Origin of the sequence: Halorussus halobius (assembly GCF_004765805.1) — an archaeon.
Taxonomy (GTDB): Archaea; Halobacteriota; Halobacteria; order Halobacteriales; family Haladaptataceae; genus Halorussus; species Halorussus halobius.
Window position 1 is genome coordinate 790,840 of record NZ_SBIU01000003.1, and the last position, 15,621, is coordinate 806,460.

The 15,621-nt window shown below is 71.0% G+C and carries 19 protein-coding genes; 9 read left to right on the forward strand and 10 right to left on the reverse strand.

Translation table 11 applies throughout. The annotated features are described in order from the left end of the window. Positions 1–94: 94 nt before the first annotated feature. The 5 genes from EPL03_RS10770 to EPL03_RS10790 all read right to left on the reverse strand — a co-directional run bounded on the left by EPL03_RS10770 (position 95) and on the right by EPL03_RS10790 (position 3,962). Positions 95–826, reverse strand: a complete 732-nt coding sequence (locus tag EPL03_RS10770) for a fumarylacetoacetate hydrolase family protein (protein ID WP_135829314.1) — start codon at positions 824–826, stop codon at positions 95–97. A 518-nt stretch (positions 827–1,344) separates the two neighbouring features. Then, entirely contained in the window at positions 1,345–2,643 is a 1,299-nt protein-coding gene (locus tag EPL03_RS10775) for a DUF7405 family protein (protein WP_135829315.1), read from the reverse strand. A gap of 83 nt (positions 2,644–2,726) precedes the next feature. Further along, positions 2,727–3,239 (reverse strand): winged helix-turn-helix transcriptional regulator, encoded by a 513-nt coding sequence (locus EPL03_RS10780; protein WP_135829316.1) that lies wholly within the window; start codon positions 3,237–3,239, stop codon positions 2,727–2,729. After that, positions 3,236–3,673 carry a DUF7471 family protein gene (locus EPL03_RS10785; RefSeq protein ID WP_210424958.1) on the reverse strand — a complete coding sequence of 146 codons (438 nt, stop codon included), beginning with the start codon at positions 3,671–3,673 and terminating at the stop codon, positions 3,236–3,238. The genes EPL03_RS10780 and EPL03_RS10785 overlap by 4 nt, the downstream gene beginning before the upstream one ends. A gap of 46 nt (positions 3,674–3,719) precedes the next feature. After that, a complete protein-coding gene (locus tag EPL03_RS10790) occupies positions 3,720–3,962 on the reverse strand; it encodes a hypothetical protein (protein WP_135829317.1) in 243 nt (80 codons plus the stop codon). A gap of 36 nt (positions 3,963–3,998) precedes the next feature. Between EPL03_RS10790 and EPL03_RS10795 the strand changes: the two genes are divergently transcribed. Beyond that, positions 3,999–4,553 (forward strand): NAD(P)/FAD-dependent oxidoreductase, encoded by a 555-nt coding sequence (locus EPL03_RS10795; RefSeq protein WP_135829318.1) that lies wholly within the window; start codon positions 3,999–4,001, stop codon positions 4,551–4,553. Positions 4,554–4,595: 42 nt separating this feature from the next. On the opposite strand, the gene EPL03_RS10800 is transcribed toward EPL03_RS10795, so the two are convergent. Further along, entirely contained in the window at positions 4,596–5,945 is a 1,350-nt protein-coding gene (locus EPL03_RS10800; protein ID WP_135829319.1) for a hypothetical protein, read from the reverse strand. Beyond that, positions 5,942–6,646 (reverse strand): hypothetical protein, encoded by a 705-nt coding sequence (locus EPL03_RS10805; protein ID WP_135829320.1) that lies wholly within the window; start codon positions 6,644–6,646, stop codon positions 5,942–5,944. Before EPL03_RS10805 ends, EPL03_RS10800 begins: the two co-directional genes overlap by 4 nt. 361 nt (positions 6,647–7,007) lie before the next feature. Between EPL03_RS10805 and EPL03_RS10810 the strand changes: the two genes are divergently transcribed. Together EPL03_RS10810 and EPL03_RS10815 are read left to right on the forward strand one after the other, a co-directional pair. After that, complete coding sequence (locus tag EPL03_RS10810) at positions 7,008–7,208, forward strand: DUF7835 family putative zinc beta-ribbon protein (RefSeq protein WP_135829321.1); 201 nt, start codon at positions 7,008–7,010, stop codon at positions 7,206–7,208. A gap of 1,140 nt (positions 7,209–8,348) precedes the next feature. After that, entirely contained in the window at positions 8,349–10,067 is a 1,719-nt protein-coding gene (locus EPL03_RS10815) for a cbb3-type cytochrome c oxidase subunit I (protein ID WP_135829571.1), read from the forward strand. A gap of 43 nt (positions 10,068–10,110) precedes the next feature. Here EPL03_RS10815 and EPL03_RS10820 read toward each other — a convergent pair whose 3' ends face one another. Next, positions 10,111–10,641 carry a DUF6789 family protein gene (locus tag EPL03_RS10820; RefSeq protein WP_135829322.1) on the reverse strand — a complete coding sequence of 177 codons (531 nt, stop codon included), beginning with the start codon at positions 10,639–10,641 and terminating at the stop codon, positions 10,111–10,113. Between the two features lie 267 nt (positions 10,642–10,908). On the opposite strand from EPL03_RS10820, the gene EPL03_RS19975 reads away from it, so the two are divergent. From EPL03_RS19975 to EPL03_RS10840, 5 genes are all read left to right on the forward strand, one after another. Continuing rightward, positions 10,909–11,079, forward strand: a complete 171-nt coding sequence (locus EPL03_RS19975; protein WP_168216233.1) for a hypothetical protein — start codon at positions 10,909–10,911, stop codon at positions 11,077–11,079. Between the two features lie 245 nt (positions 11,080–11,324). Next, the gene (locus EPL03_RS10825; RefSeq protein ID WP_135829323.1) at positions 11,325–11,630 is read left to right on the forward strand and encodes a hypothetical protein; all 306 of its coding nucleotides are present in this window, start codon (positions 11,325–11,327) and stop codon (positions 11,628–11,630) included. A 172-nt stretch (positions 11,631–11,802) separates the two neighbouring features. Further along, positions 11,803–12,057: a hypothetical protein gene (locus EPL03_RS10830; RefSeq protein ID WP_135829324.1), complete on the forward strand. Its 255-nt coding sequence runs from the start codon at positions 11,803–11,805 to the stop codon at positions 12,055–12,057. A 120-nt stretch (positions 12,058–12,177) separates the two neighbouring features. After that, the gene (locus tag EPL03_RS10835; RefSeq protein WP_135829325.1) at positions 12,178–12,471 is read left to right on the forward strand and encodes a hypothetical protein; all 294 of its coding nucleotides are present in this window, start codon (positions 12,178–12,180) and stop codon (positions 12,469–12,471) included. A 93-nt stretch (positions 12,472–12,564) separates the two neighbouring features. Next, positions 12,565–13,728: a glycoside hydrolase 5 family protein gene (locus EPL03_RS10840; RefSeq protein ID WP_244605250.1), complete on the forward strand. Its 1,164-nt coding sequence runs from the start codon at positions 12,565–12,567 to the stop codon at positions 13,726–13,728. Between the two features lie 25 nt (positions 13,729–13,753). Here EPL03_RS10840 and EPL03_RS10845 read toward each other — a convergent pair whose 3' ends face one another. Then, positions 13,754–14,077 carry a tRNA-binding protein gene (locus EPL03_RS10845; RefSeq protein ID WP_135829326.1) on the reverse strand — a complete coding sequence of 108 codons (324 nt, stop codon included), beginning with the start codon at positions 14,075–14,077 and terminating at the stop codon, positions 13,754–13,756. Between the two features lie 149 nt (positions 14,078–14,226). Between EPL03_RS10845 and EPL03_RS10850 the strand changes: the two genes are divergently transcribed. Next, positions 14,227–14,778: an MGMT family protein gene (locus tag EPL03_RS10850; protein WP_135829327.1), complete on the forward strand. Its 552-nt coding sequence runs from the start codon at positions 14,227–14,229 to the stop codon at positions 14,776–14,778. 5 nt (positions 14,779–14,783) lie between these two features. Here the strand turns inward: EPL03_RS10850 and EPL03_RS20475 are convergent, their stop codons facing one another. Further along, positions 14,784–15,485, reverse strand: a complete 702-nt coding sequence (locus tag EPL03_RS20475; protein ID WP_135829328.1) for an HVO_2922 family protein — start codon at positions 15,483–15,485, stop codon at positions 14,784–14,786. Positions 15,486–15,621 lie beyond the last annotated feature (136 nt).

The following is a 15,621-nucleotide window of genomic DNA, read 5'->3' on the forward strand; positions in this document are numbered from 1 at the left end:
GTCGCTGTTCCGACCTTTCCAGCGGAGGGTGACCAGCGTCGCAAGCGCACGGAGAAGACAGTCGCCGGGGTATCGAACGCGGTTCGCTCCCGTTTCAGTCCTCCCGAACGTCGTGCCGAAGCGTCCCCACGCCCTCGACCTCGACCTCCACGGTGTCGCCGCCCTCCAGCGGCGCGACGCCGGCGGGCGTGCCGGTCGAGAGCACGTCGCCGGGTTCGAGCGTGAGATAGGCGGTGACCTCTTCGAGGAGTTCCGGCACCGACCAGATGAACTCCGACCGCGAGGACGACTGGCGCGTCTCGCCGTTCACGCGCAACTCGACGCCAGCGTCGTCGGGCACCTCGTCGGGCGTCGCCAGCACCGGCCCCAGCGGCGCAGAGTTGTCGAACGCCTTGCCCCGGACCCAGTTCTGCTCGCGGTCCTGGTCGTCGCGGTTCGACACGTCGTTCATGCAGGTGAAGCCCGCGACGTACTCCATGGCCTCGTCGGCGTCGACGTTCCGGGCCTGCTCACCCATCACGACCGCCAACTCGGCCTCGTGGTCCACTCGCTCCTTGCCCGGCGGGAGCGTCACGGTGTCGCCGTGGCCCGAGAGGGTATTTGGCGGCTTGAGAAACAGGAGTGGTCGGTCGGGAATCTCGCTGTCGCGCTCGTCGGCGTGGTCCCGGTAGTTCAGCCCCACGCAGACGATTTTGGTCGGTTCGGCCGGCGGGAGGAGTTCGACCGCCGACTCGTCGTAGGTCTCGCCCGCCGCCTCGATGCCGTCGTCGGTCCACTCGCCGGTTCGTGTGGTGCCAGCCGGGTCGCGGAATCTGACTTCTCGCATGTGGCGAGGTGGGCGGCGCGGCGGTAAAGAGGTTCGCCGTCCGGCAACGCTTCGGGTGTTCTGTAACGTGAGAGAGTGGTCGTGGTGTGGCCGTGTGGTCGCGGTGTGGCCGTGTGGTTGCGGTGTCGCCCGTGTGGTTGCGGTGTCGTCCGTGTGGTCGCGGTGTCGCCCGTGTGGTTGCGGTGTCGCCCGTGTGGTCCCGGTGCAGTTACGCCTCGGTTCGAGCGATAGCTCGCGTTCTCGAAGCGGCTTCCGCTCTCGAAACAGGTGTTGGCGGAGGCACGAAGCTAGCTTCTGCCTCGACCTGTGAGAGACCGCACGGCACAGCACCGAAACGGCGAGCCTCACACCTCCCCAACCGCTTGCGGTCCTCGCTTCGCTGTGGTCCTCAGCCCTCGCGCGTCTTGGCGCGACACGAGGTCGCGCCACCGCGCGCCAAACCGATACGTCGAGGCAGCCAACGCCGGTCCGAGATGTCGAGATAGCGCGCTGGATTCCGGGTCGATACCGACGAGTCCTCACGCCGGGTTCGGCTCGGGGAGCGCCCGACGCTCGCGGGGCGGCACCAGGAAGTTCCCGCGCCGGAGCACCGCCATGTACTGGAGGATGCCGTTGTTGTTCTTCTGGCCTACCGCCGCCCCGTCCGCGAGGTCCTCGCCGGTCATCGCGTCGCGGGTGTCCACGAAGTCGCCGATGGTGCGCTGGAGCGACACGAAGTGGAGGCCCGCCCGGCCGTCGTCGGTCGAGTTGACGTCCCGACGGAGCATCAGCGGGGAGCCGTCCTCGTCGCGGGCGCGCGCGGACTTCTGGGAGTGGCCCACCACGCCCTTCGTCCGGGCGTGGTCGTCGGCGTGGGCGGGACAGCCCCGTTCTTCCATCCTGGCGGAGTCGCCGAGGTTGTTCCCGACGCCCTCCACGAGGTCCTCCTCGGCGTGGACCGGGCAGAACATCTTGCTCACGCGCTGGGACCGGCTGTCCTGCTCGTACCACTGGTCGAGGTTCAGGCGTATCTTCGAGAGCTGGTGGGTGGTCCCGCCGGCGAACGGCCCCTCGGGGATGGTCACGCGGTCCTCGCTGGCCTGACTCCGGTCGTAGCCCGACTTGAACCCCATGTAGAGGGGCGCGTCCTCGTCGACCGGCTCCGAGTCAGGGATGCCGTCGACGTCCTGGTTGTCGGCCGGCAGCCCCTCGCCCGTGAACCCGGTCCGGCGGTCGGCGCGCTCGAAGACCCCCGAGAGGTCGGCCGCCAGCTCGACGCCGTTGAGTTCGGACTGCTCGCCCAGCAGGGCCTCCTCGGCCGCCAGCACCACGGCGGCGTGGTCGCTGGCGAGGTGGACCACCGCGTCCTGTTCGTCGAGCGCGGGGTCCTCGAAGGGCGTGAGCGCCCGCGGGGGCCGGAGGTCGACCGACCCGGGCAGGTCGGCGTCGAACCGGTCGAAGTACGACGGCGAGTAGCCCACCGTGAACAGCAGTCCGTCGTGGCCCCGGCGGTAGGCGCGTTCGAGGCTCCGGAACGCCGACTCGACCGTCTCGCGCTCGGCGTCGGTCGGCGTCCCCTCGCCCGCGTAGTTCAGCAGGACCAGCACGCGGTGGCGCGGCGCGACGTCGTTGCCGTGGTCGTCGGTCGCGAGAAACTCGTTCCACGCGTGCTGGCGCGCGGGCAGCGACGAGAGGTCGTCGGGGCCCTGCGGGACGTCCGGGTCGCCGCCCCGGTCGAGACACGCCGACAGCGCCGACGCCCCGCCGATGGCGACCGCCGCCTTGGCGAACTGCCTGCGCGAGAGTCCGCGATGGTCGCGTCCGTCGGTGTCGTCCATCGGGAGTTAGTAAGGACGGCGGACGAAAGGGGATTCTGGTTCGCGCGTCGAAAGCCGCCGGGCAGACTCGGTGCCGGCCGACGCTATCCGTCCTCGACCAGCCCGTCGACCAGCTTCGCGAACCGGTCGACCATGCGCTCGGGCAGCGAGGGCGTGACCGTCCCGAGCAGGTCGGCGGTCGCCTCGGGCCGGACGAGTTCGAGCCACACCCGGTTGCCCGACCGCCGCTTTGCCACGAGGTCCCGGGCGACCAGCTCGTCGAGGTGCCACTCCACCGTGCTCCGGGCTACGCCGAGGTCGTCGGCGAGGTCGCCGGGCGTGGCTGACCCGCGGTCGAGCAGGTGGGCCAGCAGGTCGCGGGCGGTCTCCCGCCGGAACATCGCGAGGGCGGCCCGCTCCCAGTCGTCGTAGCCAGGCGGGTAGAGGTGAGTCCGGCCCCGGACCTCCTCGGCGACCACGCGGTCGTCGCGCCGGAGCCGCCGGAGGTGGTACTGGACCTGCCCGGGCGCGAGGTCGAGCGCGCGCACCACGGCGCTGAAGTGGACGCCCGGATGGTCGCGGACGTGGTCGGCGATGGCGCTGCGGGTCTCGCTCACGGCTCGTCCCCCCGCGAACCGTCGGCTGGCGAGTCGTGTTCGCGCTCACCGGAGTCGGTCCCCCCGTCGCTCCGGACCGACGGGTCGCGGTCCGTCCCCGAGGACTGTCGGACCGCGCGGGCGTCGTACACCGCCGCCACGACCAGCGCGGCCATCGCGGCGTCGAGCCCGTGTTCGAGCCAGTGGTGAACCCCCGCGTCCATCGACCCGGCCAGCGACAGCGCCGCCACGCCGGTCCGGGCGAGCAGGGTGGCCAGCGCCAGCGTCACCAGCAGGTACGACCGCGAGCGCCGGCGGACCAGCGCGGCCAGCGCCAGCCCCAGCACGGCAGCCGACCCGAGGCCGGCCAGCGCGAGCACGGCGGTAAAGGCGAGGTCCGGGCCCGCGGCGGGGGCGGCGTGCAGAGTGACTCGGCCCGAAGCCGGGAGTTGCATGGCTCGGCGTTGTGCCCGAGCGAATTTACGGGTTTGGATGGTGCGCTCACAGCAATCGCGGGTCCTCGGACTCGACGGCGTGACCACAACGCGGGCACCGGTAGCTAGCCCTGCCGTCCGTGGCGAACCGCCGCGTCGGGCCGACGTATCCGCAGTTCGGACACCGCCGAATCGGCAGGCGTATCACGCCCCGAACGACGGCCGGGGCGGCCAAAAGCCGGTCGGCGACGAGTCCTCGGAGCCGACCGGCGGCCCGGACGAGTCGAACCGGCAGGCCCGGCCCCAGCATCAACCTTTAGGAGCGTTCGGGGTAAACGAGTAAAATATGGCAGACGTTGCAATCGTCGGCGGCGGTCCCGCCGGACTCAGCGCCGCACTGTTCACCGCGAAGAACGACCTCGACACCGTGGTCTTCGACACCGACGAGACGTGGATGCACAAGGCCCACCTGTACAACTATCTGGGCATCGACTCGGTCGACGGCACCGAGTTCATGGAGCAGTCCCGCGAGCAGGTCGCCGACTTCGGGGCCGACGTCCGCGTGGGCGAGGAGGTCACCGCCGTCGAAGACGCCGGAGACGCCTTCGTCGTCACCACGGACGACAGCGAGTACGACGTGCGCTACGTCGTCTTCGCCACCGGGACCGACACCGAGCTGCTGGACGGCCTCGGGGTCGAGTTCACCGACGACGACCTCGTGGACGTCGACCTCTCGATGGAGACCAGCGTCGACGGTGCGTACGCCACGGGCGCGATGGTCCGCGACCAGGAGTGGCAGGCGGTCATCTCGGCCGGCGACGGCGGCGCGGCCGCGCTCGACATCCTCAGCAACGAGAAGGGCGAGCAGTACCACGACTTCGACGTCCCCGACGACGCGTAGCGACCGAACGAAGCCGCGTTCTCGCCGCTCGGACCGACCGACTCAGACCGTCCGACGAACCACGTTCACGACTTTCTCGCTGACTCCGGGCGTCGCTCGCGCCATCGCGCCGATCAGCACGTAGACCCCGAGGTCGCGGTCGAGCCACGACGCCGAGATGCCGTCGTCGCTGGCGTTGCCGGCGAGTCGCTCCTCGGCGTACGCGAAGTCGCCGCCGATCTCCGAGAGGAGCGTGCCGCTGAGAGGGTCGGACTCGACGCCGGACGCGACCGCCTCGAAGGCTCGCTCGCGGATAGTCCGCACGTCGTCGGCGGTCTCGACCGTGACGTGGTCGCCGTCGGCGACGCGGTCGCACAGGAGTTCGAACGCCCGGATTCGGACCAGCGTCTCGTGGACCGACCGGACCGCGCTGGCCAGCCGACCCGTCGCACGCTCGTCGTCGAGGCCGTCGGCGTACTCGAACGCCCGGGTCAGGTCGGTCAGCGCGCTCGCGACCGGCGTGCCCTCGACGTCGCGGTCAACGAACGACGAGGCGTCGTCCGGGTCGCCGTCGGGCAGCGATTCCCGGCGGTCGTCGAGGGTCGCGACGAGTTGCTCGACCGCGCTCTCGAACCCGCCGCGAATCCGCCGCGAGTCGTCGAGCGACCCGGCGAACCGCCCGTAGAGGTACTCGGCGTCGTCGAGCGCGACCCGCGCGTCCGCGATTCGGCCGGCGAGGTCGCCGACGGTGAAGGGGTTCTCCGGCCTGTGAGCGCTTCGCTCGCCCGCGCCCCGGAGCCGTCGGACCGCGAGCGCGACGAGGCTCTCGACCTCGGCGTGGACCAGCACCGCTCGGACCGAGTCGTCGCCGACGTAGCGCCAGCGCCGCCGGAATTCGTCGACCCCGTCCCGGACGTCGGGGACCCCGGCCAGCACGTCGTCGGCGGTCAGCCCCTCGTCGATGGCCGCCCACGCGCCGGCGACGCCCCGAGCGCTCTCGCGGGCGTCCCGGAGCCGGTCCATCGTCTCGAAAGCCGAGTCCGCGTCCGGCGCGCCCTCTAACTCCTCGGTCGCGTCCTCGTACCGCCGGGAGAGTTCGGCCCGGATCGCGCCGTTGGGGACCGCTTCGCGGTCGAGCGGCGCGGGCACCGCCGACAGCGACTCGCGGGAGTCGGCGGCCGACTCGTCCAGATACGACTGCTCGATGTCGACCGGCAGCGTCTCGGCGACCGACGGCGGGTCGGTCGAGAGCGCGTCGGCGTACGCCTCCGGGTCGATGGTCGGTCCGTCCTCGCCGTCGTCGCCGCCGAAGGCGTTACAGCCCGCGAGCGCCGCGCTCCCCGCGAGCGCGACGAACCCCCGGCGGGTCACAGCCACCGACCGACTCTCGGAGCCGGCGCGCCGGTCGGTCATCGCTCGCCCTCCGAGGTCGGCGCGTCCTCGGTCGCGGTAGCGTTCGTCGCGGGACCGAGGTGGGGCGCTTCGGTCGTCGTGCCGGCCTCGCGGTCCCGGCGGGGCGGACGACAGCCGGAACTGCTCCAGCCCGACCCGTAGCTCGACACCGCGTCGGGGTCGAGCACGTCGGGAACGCGGATGAGCCACGAGACCGCGACGGTCGCGTCGGCCTCGCAGGGGACGTCGGCGTCGCGGTAGTCGCCGCCGTACTGGGTGTCTATCTCGCCCGTCGACCACGTGACGTGACAGAGTTCGGGCGACCGACACGCCTCGACCGGTCGGGACTCGACGTAGAGGGTCCGGGCGTCGAAGTCGGTCTCCGAGACGAACGCGCGGGCAGCGTCGGCCCCCTCGACGTCGGCGAATCGGAGCCGTGCGGCCGTCTCCTCGGACGCCACGAGCGCGCGAGGACGCGCGTCCCGGGGTCTGCCGGTGGTGCCGTCGCGGGTCGTCTCGCCCTCCCGCTCGTCGGGGAGCCACGCCGGCGGCTCCTCGGTCGGACTCCGCAGGGCGTAGCTCTCCGGGTCGCGCGCGACCTGCTCGGCGTCCCCGGGCGTCCCGGGCGAGGAGTCGCTCCGGGACGCCCGGTTGCACCCGGCCAGTCCCGTCAGAAGTGCGGCGGTTCCGTGGAGGAGGCGTCTCCGCGTGCGAGAGACCATACTCGTCGGGCCGGACGAGAGCTCAATAACTCCTTCGGGTCAGTTGACCGACCGCTCGCCGGAACGTTCGGCATGCGTGACACTGACTCGCAGGGATACTCTCGGCCGCGACGACAGTTACCCCACGGCCGCGATTCCGCGACGAGGCGTCACGACTGGCCCCGACACGGGGCGTTTCCCGACCGACACGTCCCGTGAATCGGTCTGAAAGGTATGAACGATTCGTGAACGGTCCGTGGAGTCGGAACGTCCGGACTCAAACCCGCGTTGTCGCGTCCCGCACCGTTCGAACCGGCGGAACGGCGCTCAACCGAGTCACCGCTTGATGGGGGAGTACCCCGACCATCGAGCGGGGAGACAGATGGCAACGAAAAATGCAGCGTTCACCGAGACCGTCGAACCGTGCGAGGAATGCGGGGAGCAGACGCCACACGACGTGCGCATCGAGATTCAGACCGAGAGCACCAAGTCCGAGAACACCGAGTTCTCCCGGGAGCCGTACCGCGTCACCGAGTGTTCGAAGTGCGGGCGGACCCGCGACAAGCGCATGAACAACGCGTAACGCCGACGCCGTAGACGGGGTTCCGTTTCGGACCGAGACGTCGCGGGCCAGTTCTGTATAGCGCAATAGAATTTATAGGGTGGTACTCCGCGTCCGCCGCGCGACCGACCCGACGACCCAGCCCATCCGAATCGAGGTGGAGGCTGGGCGACCATCGACGCCTGAGTGCCCGCCGAGCCGTCGGAGACGACTACGGCCCCGCCGCGGAGCCGACGAGGGTCGCGCGCACGCGCGAAAGCAAACACGGGCACGAGCAGAAACCGAACAAAATCAGCTACGGCGGCGGAGAGACGAACGACGCGAGACGACAGCGCCGACCGCCGGCAGTCGCCCGTCGCGGTGGGACCGAACCCGCGCTTCGTCCGGAACGGCCGGCAGGTGCGGGCCAGAGGTCCGAGCGCGCGTACTCGCCGTTCCCCGCGAGTCGCACGCGACGGATGACCGCGAGCGACTGCGCTGGGCGTCCGTTCTCGTGGGCGGCGACGCGACGCCGGCCAACGGGCACGGCCTCCGGCGGACCCCGACCCGCGGGCGAACCGACGCGGCCGCGGGCAGTCGAAACCCGAGCCGACCCGAGCCGAGCGGGACCGGCTGTCGGTACAAGCACTGCAGGCCCCGCGGGGCCCCAAGGTCCCGCGAGGGGAGACCCGAACGCAACGAGACGGCACGGGAGTCCCGCCGGACACGCGTCGACCGCCCGAGGTTCGGGCCCCGACCAGCTCCGGCACGCCGCCGACCACGACGGGCCAGACCGTTCACGCACAGGGCGGGGCCGCCACTCTGGGGCGTCCGCCGGCACCGGGTCGGCAGATGGCCGCCGGAATGCCGTGAGGCGACGAACGTGAACGCCGCCGGTCGTCGAACCCCTCCGAGACGGCTAGACGGGGCTGAGGGCCGCTCGGCGCGCAACTTGTAAATTGCATCTCGCTATATCAAATCGGGCGGCGAGCGGCCGTCCGGGCCCTGCGCCCGGAGCGGGGTGCGCTTGTCGGCGCTCCCCGAGCGCCGGCCCAGCGCGCTCGCGGACGGAGAGTCCCGACGTGGAGTTGGTCGCGTCCGAACATGTGCCGGACAACGTCCACGGGGGTTCGCTCCGAACGGGGTCACATGGCGACGGTAGAACCGCTCTCGTCGGTCGTGATGGTACTCCTTCTGCTCGGCGTCGGACTGTGGTTGCGAACGGTCGAAGACTGGCGGTCGTACGTGCCGGCGGCCGGCGGGACGGCCTCCGGCGACTCGGCGTACGGCACCGCCGAGAAGCCGTCCGGTCTCGTGCGCTGGCTGACGACGGTCGACCACAAGGACGTCGGCCTCATGTACGGCACCTTCGCGCTGCTGTCGTTCGCGTGGGGCGGCATCGCGGTCGTGTTGATGCGGACCGAACTCGTGACCCCGCCGGTCGACCTGCTCGGGGCGAACTTCTACAACGCCCTCCTGACGACCCACGGCATCACGATGCTGTTTTTGTTCGGCACGCCCGTCCTCGCGGCCGTCTCGAACTACCTGATTCCGCTGTTGATCGGGGCCGACGACATGGCGTTCCCCCGCATCAACGCCATCGCGTTCTGGTTGCTCCCGCCGGGGGCGCTGCTCATCTGGGGCGGCATCCTGCTCGAACCCCTCGGCGTCGGCGTCGAGGGCGCTCAGACCGCGTGGACGCTGTACCCGCCCCTCTCGGTCGAGCAGGCCAATCCGGGCGTCGACCTGATGTTGCTCGGCCTGCACCTGACGGGCGTCTCAGCCACGATGGGCGCGATCAACTTCGTCACGACCATCTTCACCGAGCGCGGCGAGGACGTGACGTGGGCGAACCTCGACATCTTCTCGTGGACCGTCCTCGTCCAGTCCGGCCAGATACTGTTCGCGTTCCCGCTGCTGGGGAGCGCGCTCGTCATGCTGTTGCTCGACCGCAACTTCGGGACGACGTTCTTCGCGGTCGAGGGCGGCGGGACGATGCTCTGGCAGCACCTGTTCTGGTTCTTCGGGCATCCGGAGGTGTACATCCTGGTTCTTCCACCGATGGGGCTGGTGAGCTTGATTTTGCCCCGGTTCGCGGGCCGGAAGCTGTTCGGGTTCAAGTTCGTCGTCTACTCCACCCTCGCGCTGGGGGTGCTCTCCTTTGGCGTCTGGGCCCACCACATGTTCGCGACCGGGATGGACCCCCGCATCCGGGCGTCGTTCATGGCGGTCTCCATCGCCATCGCGCTCCCGAGCGCGGTCAAGACGTTCAACTGGATCACCACCATGTGGAACGGCCGGCTCCGGCTGACCGCGCCGATGCTGTTCTGCGTCGGGTTCGTCGCGAACTTCATCGTCGGGGGCGTGACGGGCGTGTTCGAGGCCGCGATTCCCATCGACCTCGTGCTCCACGACACCTACCACGTCATCGCGCACTTCCACTACGTCATCATGGGGGCCATCGCGTTCGCGGTGTTCGCGGCGGTGTACTACTGGTTCCCGCTGTACACCGGCCGGTGGTACCAGCAGACGCTGGCGAAGTGGCACTTCTGGCTGTCGATGGCCGGCACCCAGCTCACCTTCTTCCCGATGATACTGCTGGGCTACGGCGGGATGCCCCGGCGGTACGCGGGCTACGACCTCGGGGTCGGGCCGGTCGCCCAGTTCGCGGACCTCCACCAGCTCGCGACGCTGGGCGTCTACCTGCTCGCGGTCGGCCAGCTCGTCTTCCTCTGGAACGTCGTCACCTCGTGGCTCGAAGGACCTCGCGTCGAGAGCGGCGACCCGTGGGACCTCGAAAAAGACGACTTGCGCACCCACGAGTGGGCGTGGTTCGAGCGCGAACGCGAACGGGACCTCGCGGTCGCGGACGGCGGTCCCGAACCCGAGGGCGACGACTGAAGCGGGCCGCGCCGAATCGCGTCGACCCGCCAGCCCGGCTGCGCTACACCAGCGTCTCGGGCCGGTCGCCGAGGTAGTCGAACACCGCGCCGAGCGAGAAGCCGTACGCGAAGTGCGCGCCGAGCGTCAGGCCGAGGTACACCACCATCGCGAGTCCGGCGTACCCCTCGTAGAAGGCGGGCGCGAACCCCGTCCAGAGCACGAACCCGAACGCGAGCCCCCTGACCGCGTACCGCTCGCCCGGCAGGTAGCGCCCGATGGACGCGAACAGCAGCGGCCACATCACCATCCCGGTCAACAGGAACAACACGAAGCCCACCGCGGTCGGAGTCAGCGGCAACAGCGCGTTGAACCCGGTGAGCTCGGCCAGCGTGCCGAAACTCGACAGTTCGAACGCCCCCAGCGACCGGGCGATGAGCAGTCCCACCGTCAGCGCGCCGGTACCGACCAGCCCGCCGACCGCGCCGACGACGCCGTCGGTCACGATACCCGCGAGGTGGTCGAAGTCGGCCTCGCCGACCTCGGCCACGTCCTCGGAGATGTCCGCGGTCGACTCCCCCCGTTCCCCATCCATGAACATCGGTACCGTGGAACAATCCAAAAGTCTTCTTGCCAGCCCGCGGACGCCCGTTCGGAATCGGCGAGCGGCCGCCGACGCGCAGTCGACGAGCCCGTCGACCGACGGCACGGACGACGGGAGGCTGTTCCGCGCGTCCGACGGAGTGTCGTCCCGCGACCGTGCGAAACGACACCAACCCTCAGTCAGTTTTATTAGAAGACCGGTAAAAGCTGCTGGTACGTCAGTCGCCCGGACCGGCCGGGCCCACGAGGTGACGACCCCATGACCAGCCTACCCGACCCGACGGACGCCCGCGCCGCTATCGGCAGTAGCGGGCGGTCCGGCACGTCGGCGTGCGTCGCCGCCCGCGCGTCCGGGCGGGGGCCAGACGCCGACCGGGTGGGCGTGATGGGCGATTCGTATCGCCTCGCCGAGACCACTCCGACCGCGTAGGCGGCGGCCGGCGGACCGACGTTCCGCCGCGCCCGCCGGGTCGGCCCGCTTCCTTCCGAACCCACGACTCGGAAGCGGGCCGCGTGCGTCGGAGCGTGGTCTCGGACCCACGTCCTTCTCCGGCGCACTCGCCCGGTAGCTGTCCGCCTCCCCGCGACTCGGACCCGACCGAACAGAGCCATCTGTGCTCCCGACAGCGCCGCGAGTGCGGCCGCGGGGTCACACCCGACGGGAGCGCCACACCCATGAACGCACTCCAGATCGACGCGACGGCAGACCTCGAAGTCCAGGTCCCGCGCGGCGGCGACGGCACGCTCGAGGACGGCGTCACCACCGTCGTCGACCGGAGCGGCGCGGTCGCCAGCGCCGAGGTCGTGGACGTCAACGGCGTCACGCCGACGCTCAACGACCTCCGCGTGGACGCCTCGGTCCGCGTCCGCGTCCGACTCGACGAGTCAGTCGACGACGAGCGGGCGGCGGTCCGGGACGCGGTCGCCGACGGCTTCGGCGTCCGCGACGTGACGGCGGTCGAGACCGACCGCTCGGCCTGAACGGCCGACGACCGACCGCGGGACGCCGACCGCCCACCGCACGCCGCCGACCGACCCGACGACGCTCGGGCCGACGCGCGCGGGCTTCGACGAATCGCCCGACGACCGACCACACCTATCCGAACCCATGCGATACACGCACCACTCGACGTCACTCCCGAATCGAACGACGATGCGACGAGCGGCGGCGCGCACCGCCGACGCCGCGTCGGATTCGGCCGCCAGCGCGGCGGTCGCCTGCGCGGCGCTGGGGACCTTCGCGGCCGGCGGGGTCGGCCTCGCGGTCGCGCTCGCCGGCCTGGTCGCCGCGATGCCCGCTCACCCGCCCGCCCTGCTCGCGACCGCCGCGGCGACGACGGTCGCCCTCCACGCGCTTCCCGTGATCGCGGTTCGGGCGGCCGCCCGCGTCGCTCGCGCGACCGAGTAGCGCCCGCTGGCCCGCGTCGGCCGACCGCCGCGGAAAGCGGTCGCCTACGGCTCTAGGCTCTCCTTGTCGACCGTAAGCCACGCCATAACAATGGGAACGCGGCCACGACAACCTGACGACATGGACCTGTTGAAAGACATTACGCGGGAACTGCGAGGCGGGGACGAGTCGGCCCGCAGCGACGGCCAGACCCCGACAGCGTCGACGCGGCCGACCGACACCGCCGAGCGCGACCGCGCGAGCGAACGCACGACCGCCGACTCGACGGACGGCGACCGACCGACCGGCGACGAATGCACCGCCTCCTCCCGTCCGGACACGCACGTCTGCTCGTTCTGCGAGACCGAGTTCGACGCCGACCGGGAGGTCTGTCCCGACTGCGACGCCGAGATAGTGTTCCGGGGCGCGCGGTAGGCCCGGAAAGCCGGCGTTACGCGGGTCGACAGGCCGGACGTATCGCGGAACGTAGCTCGGTCTTTACACGCGTGGGTATCCTGGCTGGGAGCGATGAGCCGCCGCCACACCCGCCGCCGACTCCTGCGGGCCATCGCCTCGACCGGACTGGGCGGGGTCGCTGGCTGTGCCGGACCGGCCGCCCTAGGCGACGGGGACGCCCCGCAATCGACCGACCGGGGGTCGGCGAGCCTCGCCCCCGTGGACGTGCGCGGGGCACTGTACGTTCCCGCGCGGGCGTGGAACACGTTCCAGATGTGGCACGACTACGACGAGGCCGTCGTCGAGCGCGACCTGGGCTACGCGACCGAGGTGAACCTCAACGCCGTCCGGACGTGGGTGAGCTACGAGCAGTACCGGCGGGACCCCGCGGCGCTCGAACGCGCGGTCGACCACTTCCTCGCGACCGCCGACGAGCGGGGAATCGAGGTGCTGTTCGGCCTGTTCGAGAGCGTCGGCAAGGAGCCGACCGAGGAGCACCTCCACGACACCGACCCGGTGACCGCGCCGCCGGTCCAGTCGCCGGCCAGCGACGTGCTCGTCGACGAGTTCCGGTGGGACGGTCCCCGCGAGTACGTCCGGTGGTTCATGGAGCGGTACGGCGACGACGACCGCCTGCTCGCCGTCGAGGTGATGAACGAGCCCGGCTGGCTCGACGCGATGAAGAACTTCGCGGCCGGAATGTTCGAGACGATGGTCGACCACCGCGGGTCCGTGCCGCTGACGGTGGGCTCGACCAGCATGGCCAACAACGCCGAGTACCTCGACTGGGGCGCGGACGTGCTCCAGTTGCACTACAACTTCCCCGACTCGGAGGCGGCGTTCCACGACCTGCTCCCCCAGGCGCTCGAACTCGGCCGGGACCTCGACGTGCCGGTGTACCTGAGCGAGTGGCAGCGGGTCGCCGACTTCGGGTGGGACGAGTCCGAGGTCGTCGACGAGCCCGGCCCCGATTACGCGTCGCTCGCGCCCGCCATCCGCGAGTACGGCGTCGGCAACTTCTTCTGGTCGCTGATGGTCAAGCCCGCCTACGTCCGGTACATGCGCGAGCGGGGCATCATCAACGGCCTCTTCCACGAGGACGGGGCGGTGTGGAGCCGCGAGGACGCCCGCGCCATCAAGGCGATGTCGGGCGAGCCCGACCTCGACCTCGAACAGCGCCAGGAGTGGCCCGACTGGGCGGCCGAGGTCAAGCGCGATGCGTTCGACGACGAGTGAGCCGAGTGCGACCCGCGCCGGACAGTCAGTACAGTTCGCCCCCGAGCGGGACGTCCGCGTCGGGACCGACCAGAACGGGATTGCCCGCCTCGTCGGGGACGCCGACCGTCAGCGCCTCGCTCTTCTCGCCCGCGATGCGGACCGACCCGAGGTTCGTGGCACAGAGCACCTGCCTGCCCACGAGGTCGTCGGGGTCGTAGTTGTAGCCGGTCTGGGCGACCGACTGGACCGTCTCCTCGCCGAGGTCGACCTGTAGGATGGCCATCTCGGGCTTTTCCGTCTCGGGGAACGACTCGGCGTCGACCACCTCGCCGACGCGGAACGTCGTCTCGAAGGGACTGTCGGCCATGACGGCCGTGGGTTGGGTCCGCGGGGACTTAAGCCTCGATGCGGACGCGATTTTTGTCCATCGACCGCGCCAGTCGGCGGCCGCGCATCCGTCCGCTGGCGAGCGCGCGTCGCACAATCTTCAAGTCCGAACCGCCCGAATCGGCGGTCATGGACGAGACTGGTGGCGACGGAGACGGTGACGCCCCCGATACTGCGACCGACGAGGCGGCCCCGGTCGGAGCGGACGAACTCGACGGCGACGGCGTGACGGGCATCTTCGCCCGGGAGTCGTCGTACCTCGACCGGTACGTCCAGTTCGGCCTCGCCAGCGGGCGGGTCCTCAGCGTCTCCTTTCCCGAGACGCCCGACGAGGAGGCCCGCCCGGACCACGACCTGCTCGACCGGGCGTTCGACTACCTCGACGGGGTCACCAGCGAGGAGTTCGACGACGTGGCGGTCGCGCTCACGGTCCCCACCGACCAGCGCCGGGTGCTGGACGGGGTCCGGGAGATTCCGTACGGCGACGAGATAGACGTCGAGACGCTCGCCCGGATGACCAGCGGCCTCGACCACGCCGACGACGAGGACCTGAACGCGGTCCGGGCCGCGCTCGCCGAGAACCCCGCGCCGCTGGTGATTCCGGACCACCGGGTCAGGGACGGGCCGAGCGCCGCGCCGCCGGGCGTCGAGCAGAAGCTCCGGTCGCTGGAAGGGCTGTAATCGCGCTACGGCTCGGCTGACCCGCGGTCGGTCGCGTCGTCGGTGCCGGCCCGGTCGCCTCCCGCGTCGCGCTCGGCGTCCGAACTCGTCCGCACGTCGCGCTCGGATTCGGCGTCGACGCGCTCGACGGGCGCGCCGAGCGCGTTGCGCTTCACGCTCCGCAGCCCCGCTTGGGCCGCTCGGCGCGACGAGTACCCCTGTCCGGAGTCGGCGAGCACGTTGCCGTTGTCGTGGACGAGCCGCCAGCGCCACTTCCCGGCCTCGTCCCGATACACCTCGAAGCCGGCCTGCGCGGGCGGGTCGAGCGCCTCGACGGTCGAGCCGTCGGGCTGGCGCATCTGGACGGTCCCCGGCGCGCGACTCGCGAGCGACCTCGCGGTCCGCTCGACCCTGCGCGCCACCGAAGGGGCGACGCGCTCGACGAGCGCCATCGCGTCGCGGGCGTCGGACGCGAGCCCCGACGAGACCTCCCGGGCCACCACAGGCTCGCCGTCGCGGTAGAGCGCGACCCGGAACCCCCGCCAGTCGACGGTCGCCTCGTCGGCGGGTTCGGGCAGGTCGACGGCGGTACCCGCCTCGGTCCACCCGTCGTCGCGCCGGTAGTCGAGTCGGACGGTCGCGGCCCCCAGTTCGTTGCCCTCGCGCCGGTAGGAGACCCGCGCTCGGAGCCGCGGGTGGGCGACGAGCGTGTACTCGTGGTCGAACACGGGGGCACTATCGGCCCGACGGGCATGAGTCTGTTCGCCGGCCGGGGTCGAGCCGTAGCGGTTCCGCCGGCTCCGGTGCCCCCACCCCGGCCGAAGACAAAAAGCTAACAATGGGGTCCTCCCTCTTCCCGAGCGT